Annotated in this window: 4 protein-coding genes; 1 reads left to right on the top strand and 3 read right to left on the bottom strand. The window is 72.6% G+C overall.

Annotated features, from left to right (window positions below):
* Positions 1-195: 195 nt before the first annotated feature.
* Positions 196-1,737 carry a DUF4331 domain-containing protein gene (locus tag ACWCP0_RS29200; RefSeq protein ID WP_451081757.1) on the bottom strand — a complete coding sequence of 514 codons (1,542 nt, stop codon included), beginning with the start codon at positions 1,735-1,737 and terminating at the stop codon, positions 196-198.
* 249 nt (positions 1,738-1,986) lie between these two features.
* Between ACWCP0_RS29200 and ACWCP0_RS29195 the strand changes: the two genes are divergently transcribed.
* Positions 1,987-2,253 (top strand): hypothetical protein, encoded by a 267-nt coding sequence (locus ACWCP0_RS29195; protein ID WP_451081756.1) that lies wholly within the window; start codon positions 1,987-1,989, stop codon positions 2,251-2,253.
* A gap of 242 nt (positions 2,254-2,495) precedes the next feature.
* Here the strand turns inward: ACWCP0_RS29195 and ACWCP0_RS29190 are convergent, their stop codons facing one another.
* A complete protein-coding gene (locus ACWCP0_RS29190) occupies positions 2,496-3,824 on the bottom strand; it encodes a M1 family metallopeptidase (protein ID WP_451081761.1) in 1,329 nt (442 codons plus the stop codon).
* Positions 3,825-3,931: 107 nt separating this feature from the next.
* Positions 3,932-7,945 carry a Pls/PosA family non-ribosomal peptide synthetase gene (locus ACWCP0_RS29185; protein WP_451081755.1) on the bottom strand — a complete coding sequence of 1,338 codons (4,014 nt, stop codon included), beginning with the start codon at positions 7,943-7,945 and terminating at the stop codon, positions 3,932-3,934.
* Between the last annotated feature and the right edge of the window lie 330 nt (positions 7,946-8,275).

Raw genomic sequence — 8,275 nt, 5'->3', positions numbered from 1 at the left:
CACGTACACACGCGCGCAAAAAACCCCAGGTCCCCAAACCAACAAAACACCCCCCCCCTCAAACCGCGGCCCCCCCCGCGGGGGCGGGGGGGCTTCCGCCCGCCCCCCCCACGACTGCTCCCGCGGCCGTCAGCGCCAGGGCCAGCCCCGCCACCGCGGCCGCGAGCCGCCACTTCCGCAAGCCCGCGACGGGCATCACAGCACCGCCCCGCCGCGCCGCCGCATGCGCCACCACGCCAGACCGAGGCCCACGAGCACGATCCCTGCGCCCGCGGCCACCAGCGAGGTGGCGACCAGGGTGCCGTTGTCGCCGGCCGACGACGTCAGTTCGGCCGAGCCGCCTTCCAGCTGGCTCCGGTTGCCGCCGTCCTGCCCCTGCCCCTGGGCGAGCGGGCCGTTCGAGCCCGATGTCGGCAGCGCGACATACGGGAAGGCGTCGCCGAAGGGCTGGTCGTTGGCGTCCACCGCGTCGCCCAAGTCGTTCTTCTGGCCGAGCAGTTCGCCCTCGACGACCTGCAGCGAGATGTCGATGACGTCGTCGGTGAGCCGCCGCCCGTTCGGGAAGCCCGCGTTGTCCCCGTCCAGCACACCGAGGCGCTTGGGCTCGGAGGAGGGCGGGATCGCGGTGTTCAGGCGCAACGCCTCGGCGGGCCGGACGTTCGGCGGCTGGTTGAGGTCCTTCACACCGGTGAGGAACACGGACACGAGGTCGTTCCGCGGCTCCTGCGGAGCGTCGATCTTGTAGATGGCCTCGATGAGCTTCGGCAGCTCGGGCTTGGTGACGAACGGCAGGAAGTCCGCGTCGTTCCACGGCGACGACGCGTTGAAGCGGTCCTTCGCCTTGAGGGGAACGACGACCTCGTTCACGAGCGGCATCCCGAGCCGTGAGACCTGGGTCCAGTGGCCGCTCGCGTTCCTGCGGTGCGTGGTCGACCAGATACCGATCACCGGCTGCCCGACCGACTGCCTGATGTGGTCCGACGGCACCTGGAGGGCGATGGTGTTGACGTTGTAGCCCTTGAGCGTGTCCCGGCCGACCTCCGACAGATCGCCTCCGTAGAGCAGGTCGAAGACGCGCAGATCGAGGAAGAACGGGTCGTCGGCCTGCCCGGCGAACGCCGTGCTGCCGTCGGGCAGCTGACGGATCGCCTGCTCGCGCAGCTTCGCATAGTCCGGCATGGAGGCTTTGCCCACGTTGGAGGGGGCGACCGGCACATCGTCGGCGATCTTCGTGGTGGAGATCACATGCTGGTTCCGCAGCCGCAGCAGTTCGATGTCGTACGTCTGTGTGATGTTGAGGTCCGGGTCGTCGAGGCTGGTCACCGGGCCGGTGTTGTGCAGGAACGTGTCGCCGTTCCGTACGTGGTCCTTGAACGTCCAGCGGTAGAGCAGATCGCCCTGCGCGTCACCGTCGGAGTCGATGTGGATGTCGTAGCGGGCGTCCTTGGCGAAGCGGTAGAAGTTCGGCCCGCCCGCGGGCTCCTCGAACGGCAGCCAGTTGGCGACGATCGTCGTCGTGTCCGGCTTGTCCGGGCTCACGAAGGCGTACACGTCGGTGTTGTCGTACTGCGGCTGGCCCGAGATCAGCGGCGCCTCACGGTGGCTGGAGGCGTTCGCCGCCCCCGGCGCGAGGGAGGTGGTGACGCCGGCGGCCGCGAGCCCCCCGGCGGCCAGCGCACCGCAGACGAGCGCGGCGAGACTTTTGCGCCCCCGTGCGCTCCTGTTCACAGTGGTCATCGCATCCGTCCTGTTCCTGAGCGAGGTATTCGGAAGTGCCTGGTGACCTGCATTCGGAGACAGAGGGCCGGAGGATTGGTCGCTGTTCGTCGACTGTCCAACTCGCCCTGGAATCAGATGGATTCGTAGAGTGTTCGTCAACACCCGTACGAGTGTGGTGAATCCTGCGGCCGGGATACACGAGTGTCGTCGCGGGGCGATAGGGTTAACCTGCCCGGGCCGGGTGCCCTCGAACGGGTGGGGAGTGACATGGAACAGATAACGGTGCGCAGCAGGCCGCGAGTGCCTGCGATCACATGCGGGAGCAGTGCGACCAGCTCGCGTCTCGACCGCCATCTCTCGGTGCTGGGCGGCCCCGCCGTGCCGCAGGGCGAGGCGGCAGAGGCGACGTCGCTGATGCGCGAGCTCACGACGCGTGACGTGGCGCACACCCACAGGAGCAAGAGCGCGCGCGTCTCGCTCTTCGCGCCGCTGCGCAGGTTGCGGCGCTCACTGTTCGGCAGCCGCGGCCAGTAGCCAGGCGGGGTGGCCGGCCGGCGGTGCCGGGCTCGCGTGACCGTTCACGCGCACCCGTCCCCTGCGCTTCGCCCGGCCTGCACGGTCCGACCACCCCGACACGCCCCTCATTCCTTCCACACCGGTCTTCTCCGCACGCCCGTTTGTGAGCCCCTGCCGGGTGAATCCCCGCCGGCGGGGGCCCGACCCCCTCTCACCCAGGCCCCACGTGCGCGACACCCGGTCGGCCCCGGACGCACGTGTCAGCGGCGCTGCTGCGGCAGGGCCGGCAGCTTCGTCTCGTACAGCCACATCGTGAACAGCTTGTCCAGCGGTCGCGCCGAGTGCCGGCGGGCGAGGGCGATGAACTCCTCCGTCGTCACCACGCCGTGCCGATGCGTCGCCGTCCACTCGCGCAGCAGCCCCACGAAGGCCGCGTGCCCGATCTCCGTGCGCAGCGCGTGCAGGGTGAGCGCACCCCGCTCGTAGACCCGGTCGTCGAACAGCCGCCGCAGTCCCGGATCGCCGATCCTGACGTCCTGCCGCATCAGCGCGAGCCGCGCCCGGGACTTCGCCGCCATGGCCGACGCCGACGGGCCGCCCGACATCTCGGACCACAGCCACTCGGCGTACTTGGCGAAGCCCTCGTTGAGCCAGATGTGCCGCCAGTCGGCGACGGTCAGACTGTTGCCGAACCACTGGTGGGCCAGCTCGTGCGCGACCAGGCGCTCGCTGCCGCGCCGCCCGTCGACATGGTTGGCGCCGAAGATCGAGAGGCCCTGGGCCTCGACGGGCACCTCGAGCTCCTCGTCGACGACCACCACCGCGTAGTCGTCGAAGGGGTACGGGCCGAAGAGGTCCGTGAACACGGTCATCATCTGCGGCTGCCGGGCGAAGTCGCGCTCGAAAAGGCCGATCAGCGCGCGCGGCACTGCGGCCGGCTGCGGGACGGCACCCGCGTGCTCCACCTCGACCAGGTCGTACGGCCCGATCTGGACGGTCGCGAGATAGCTCGCCATCGGCGCCGGCTGCTCGTACACCCAGGTGGTGGTCGAGGCGCTGATCGTACGGGAGGTGAGCATGCCGTTCGCGACCACCGTGTACGGCGACGGGGCGGTCACCGCGATCCGGTAGGGCGCCTTGTCGTCGGGGCGGTCGTTGCACGGGAACCAGGACCGTGCGCCGCTCGGCTGCGAGGCCACCAGCGCGCCGTCCTCCAGGTGCTCCCAGCCCAGGTCGCCCCAGTAGCGGGTGTGGACGGGATGCGGGACGCCGGTGTAGCGCACCTCCACGGTGAAAGCGGCTCCGGCGCGCAGCGGCCGTGCCGGACGTACCCGCAGCTTGTCGGCGCGATGCGTGTACCGGGCCGGGCGGCCGCCGTCGACCAGAACCTTGGTGAGGCGGAACTGCCCGAGGTCGAGGACGACCTCGGGCAGCGCGCGCTCGGCGACGCCGCTGATCCTGGCCCGGCCGGCGAGCCGGCCGGTGTGCGGACGGTAGTCCAGCTCCAGGTCGTACTCGGTCGTCCGGTAGCCGCTGTCGCCGTATTGCGGCAGGTACGAATCCGTCACGGTGGTGCGTCCTTTGATCATGCCCTGTGCTGCGCTGTCGCGCTCCTGCTGAGCGGTTGTGCCGGTGCTCGCCGCACCGGCACTCGCCGCTCCTGTGCTCACTGCCTCGTCGCGGGCCGCGCCCGTCGTCACTGCTTCCATGCCGCGATCGGGTTGCCCAGCCAGCGAGTGTCCGCGGGAACGCTCTCCCCGCGCATCACCAGCGAAGCCGGACCGACCGCCGCGCGGTCGCCGATCACCGCGCCGGGCAGCGCGATGCCGTGCGGACCGAGCGTCGCACCCGCTCCGAGGACCACATTGTCCATGCGCATGATCCGGTCGTGGAAGAGGTGGGTCTGCACGACACAGCCCCGGTTCACGCTGGCGCCGCTGCCGACGGTGACGAGGTCGGCCTCCGGCAGCCAGTACGTCTCGCACCAGGCGCCGCGGCCGATGCGGGCGCCGAGGCCCCGCAGCCACAGGTTCATCAGGGGCGTGCCGACGGTCGCGCCGACCAGCCACGGCACGGCGAGCACCTCCACGAACGTGTCGGCGAGCTCGTTGCGCCACACGAACGACGACCACAGCGGATGCTCGACCGTCCGGAACCGGCCGACCAGCAGCCACTTCATGGCGATCGCCACCAGACACGCCACCAGGCCCGCGACCGCCAGCACCACGCCACCGCTCAGCACGGCGACCGCGAAGCCGAAACGCCCGGCCAGCAGATCGAAGGCCATGAACGCGAGCACGGCGAGCGCCACGCCGCACATGACCGGCACGACCCGGAACAGCTCGACGCACGCCCGGGCCCACCTCAGCCGCGTGGGCGGGGCGAAGGTGCGGCTCTGGTCGCCCTCCTCGGCCGCCCGGGGCAGCTTCATCGGCGGCATGCCGAGCCAGGACGAGCCCGGCTTCGCCCGCTTCGGAGTCGCGGACAGCACGCCCACGAGGCCCCGCTTCGGCACCCGGCGGCCCGCGGCCGTCATCCCGGAGTTGCCGAGGAAGGCGCGCTTGCCGACGCGTGCCTCGGCGATGTGCAGCCAGCCGCCGCCGAGCTCGTAGCTCGCGACCATCGTGTCGTCGGCGAGGAACGCGCCGTCGCCGACCGCGGTCATCGCCGGCAGAGCCAGGACCGTCGACGCCTCGACGCCGCGGCCCACTTTCATGCCGAGCGCCCGCAGCCACACGGGCGTGAACAGGCTGGCGTACAGCGGGAACAGATGCACCCGCGCCATGTCCATCAGCCGCTCGGTGGCCCACGCCTGCCAGGCGATCCGGCCGTGGACCGGGTGGTAGCCCTCGCGCAGGCCGACGCCGAGTGCGCGTACCCCGGCGAGGATCAGCAGCGCGTACGTGATCATGGCGGCGACCGTCGCGAGCGGGACGGCGGCCAGCGCGGCCGCCAGCGCCTCGCCGACGGCGGTACGCCCGCGCACGAAGACGCCGATGACCAGCAGTCCGGGGACCGCCGCGAGGGCGGGCAGCAGCGTCAGGCCGAGGGACGTGAGGGAGTAGACGGCCGTCCAGCGGCGCCGGCGCACCGGCCGGTGTTCGGGGGTGCGACGGTTGGCCTTGCCCTTGCGGGACGCCGGCACGCCCGCCCAGCGCTCGCCCGCCGGGACGGTTCCGGTCACGCCGGAGCCGGCGGCGACCTCGGCCCGCTTGCCGATGCGCGCGCCCGGGAACAGTGTGCTGCGGGCGCCGACCGTGGCACCCGCCCCGATCCGGATGGAGCCGACCCGCAGCCGGTCGCCGTCCAGCCAGTGCCCGGACAGATCGACCTCCGGTTCGACGGCGGCGCCCTTGCCGAGCCGCAGCAGTCCGGTGACGGGCGGCAGGGCGTGCAGATCGACGTCCTCGGCGATGCGGACGCCGAGCGCCCGCGCGTAGTACGTGAGCCACACGCCGGCCAGGCCGGTCGCACCGCTCAGCTCGGCGAGCCGCTCGGCGGTCCACAGCCGGAGGTGGGTGCGACCGCCCCGCCGGTACGTGCCGGGGCGCACGCCGCGCAGCAGCAGCCGCGCTCCGCCCGCCGCGACCACGATCCGCCCGGGCGGGCTGCCGACGAGCAGCCAGCCGAGCGCCACCCACCACCAGGACACGGTGGGCGCCCACGGCAGCCCGAGGACGTTGTTGACGGCGGCGGCGACCACGCCCCAGCGCAGCCCGGCGACGCCGAGCAGCGGCAGCATGAGCAGCACCTGCACGGTCCCGGCCCACCGCGCCACAGGCCGCACGGCTCGGACCTTCGCGTCCCTGCCGGAGGCCTCCTCCAACGTCCGTGCGAGCGCTCCGAGCGTCGGGTTCTGGTAGACGTCACCGACGGACCCGGTGCCGTACCGCTCCCGGATACGCGACACGAGCTGCGCGGCGGCGAGACTGCCACCACCGCTCGCGAAGAAGTCGGCATCGACCCCGGCGACGGGCACACCGAGCAGCTCACCCCACTGCTCGGCGAGCCACGCCTCGGCCTCGCTGAACGGGCCCGCTCCGTCGGCGACCTCCGGGGCAGCACTCGGCAGCGGCCACGGCAGCGCATCCCGGTCCACCTTCCCGGAGGTCCGGGTCGGCAGATCGTCCACGACGGCGATGAGCGGCACCAGGGCGGCGGGAAGCTCCTTGCGCAGCCGCGCCACCGCATCGACGACGTCGAACTCACCCACGCCGTCGACATCCGGGACGGACGCGTCCTCGGCGTCGGGGACCGCGCCGACCGCGGAGGCGTCGTGGAGGGCGCCGGCGGTGGAGGTCGCACCGAGCCCGTCGGTGTCCGCGTCGGCCGTGCCGCGGCTGGGGACCACGTAGCCGACCAGGAGCTGGTGGCCCGCCGCGGTCGTGCGGACCGCTGCGGCGGCGCCGGCGACGCCAGGGAGGGCCTGGAGGGCGGCGTCGATCTCGCCGAGTTCGATGCGGCGGCCGCCGAGCTTGATCTGTTCGTCGGCACGGCCGACGAAGAGCAGGCCCTCCGGCTCGGCCCGGACGAGGTCGCCGCTGCGGTAGGCGCGGTCCCAGCCCAGGGCGGGCAGCGGGCCGTACTTCTCGGCGTCCTTGGCCGCGTCCAGGTAGCGGGCGAGGCCGACGCCGCCGATGACGAGCTCGCCGGTCCCGCCCATGGCGACGAGCTCGCCGCCGGCGTCCACGACCGCGAGCTCCCAGCCGTCCAGGGGCAGGCCGATGCGTACCGGCCCCGAGCCGGTCAGCGGGGCCGCGCAGGCGACGACGGTGGCCTCGGTGGGGCCGTAGGTGTTCCAGACCTCGCGGCCCGGGACGGCCATGCGCTCGGCCAACTCGGGCGGGCATGCCTCGCCCCCGAAGATCAGCAGGCGTACGTCGTCGAGCGCGTCGGCCGGCCAGAGCGCGGCGAGTGTGGGGACCGTCGAGACGACGGTGATGCGCTGCTCGACGAGCCAGGGGCCGAGGTCGAGGCCGGTGCGTACGAGGGAGCGGGGGGCGGGCACCAGGCATGCGCCGTGCCGCCAGGCCAGCCACATCTCCTCGCAGGAGGCGTCGAAGGCGACGGAGAGCCCGGCGAGCACACGGTCGCCCGGGCCGAGCGGGGCGTCCGCCAGGAAGAGCCGCGCCTCGGCGTCGACGAAGGCGGCCGCGCTGCGGTGGGTGACGGCGACGCCCTTGGGCCTACCGGTGGAGCCGGACGTGAAGATGATCCAGGCGTCGTCGTCCGGGCCGGGGCGGTGCCCGGTGACGCCGGACGCCGTGCCGATCGGGAGGATCCGGCGGCCCGTGCCGATCACGGCGCTGACCGCGGCCTCCTCGAAGACGAGCTCCGCGCGCTCGTCGGGGTCCTCGGCGTCGACGGGGACGTACGCCGCGCCGGCCGCGAGCACGGCGAGGACGGAGACGTACAGATCGGCGGTCCCGGACGGCACCCGTACCCCGACCCGGTCGCCGGTGCCGATCCCGGCCCCGGCGAGCCGCAGCCGCAGCGTCTCGACCTCGTCGAGGAGGGCCCGGTACGTGAGGGGCGCCACGCCGTCGTCCACGGCCTGCGCGTCAGGGTGCCGGCGCGCGGTCTCGTCGAGGATGTCGAGGAGCGTACGCTCGGCCGGTGCGCCCCCGGCGGCGAAGAGCGCCGGTGCAGGTGCGGGCGTGTCGTCGAGGAGCGGGTCGAGGAGGACCGGGGTGTCCGGGGCGACGGTCATCCAGCGCACCGGTCGCCGGCCGGCCCTATGCACGTGGTCTCGTTCATACGCGTCTCACTCTCCGTCTGTAGGGCGATCGCGCTCCGCATTCTTGTTGCGCGCACGGCAAACGGGGAGTTTATCCAGCGTTCACTCGACTCGCCTGTTGTGCCTGGTCTCGGGGGCTGTAGGGGTTTCGTCGCTCTCGTGGGCCCCCGCCCGGCATCGTCACAGGTCAAAGGCCCGGAGCGGGTGACGCTCCAGGCCTCGTGTCAGCCGTACGGGTGAACGTCCGACTGTGTCGAAGGGCACGAACAAAACAGGCTACAAAGGGCATCCTGTCGAGGATCC

The sequence above is a fragment of the Streptomyces sp. NPDC001970 genome (assembly GCF_053594115.1).
Note: the sequence above shows the minus strand (reverse complement) of the source record. Positions and strands in the feature narration are given on the sequence as shown.

Bases quoted from the DNA above. Each gene is read 5' to 3' on its own strand.
- ACWCP0_RS29200 (WP_451081757.1), bottom strand. From the start codon at position 1,737: ATGACCACTGTGAACAGGAGCGCACGGGGGCGCAAAAGTCTCGCCGCG.
- ACWCP0_RS29195 (WP_451081756.1), top strand. From the start codon at position 1,987: ATGGAACAGATAACGGTGCGCAGCAGGCCGCGAGTGCCTGCGATCACA.
- ACWCP0_RS29190 (WP_451081761.1), bottom strand. From the start codon at position 3,824: ATGATCAAAGGACGCACCACCGTGACGGATTCGTACCTGCCGCAATAC.
- ACWCP0_RS29185 (WP_451081755.1), bottom strand. From the start codon at position 7,945: ATGACCGTCGCCCCGGACACCCCGGTCCTCCTCGACCCGCTCCTCGAC.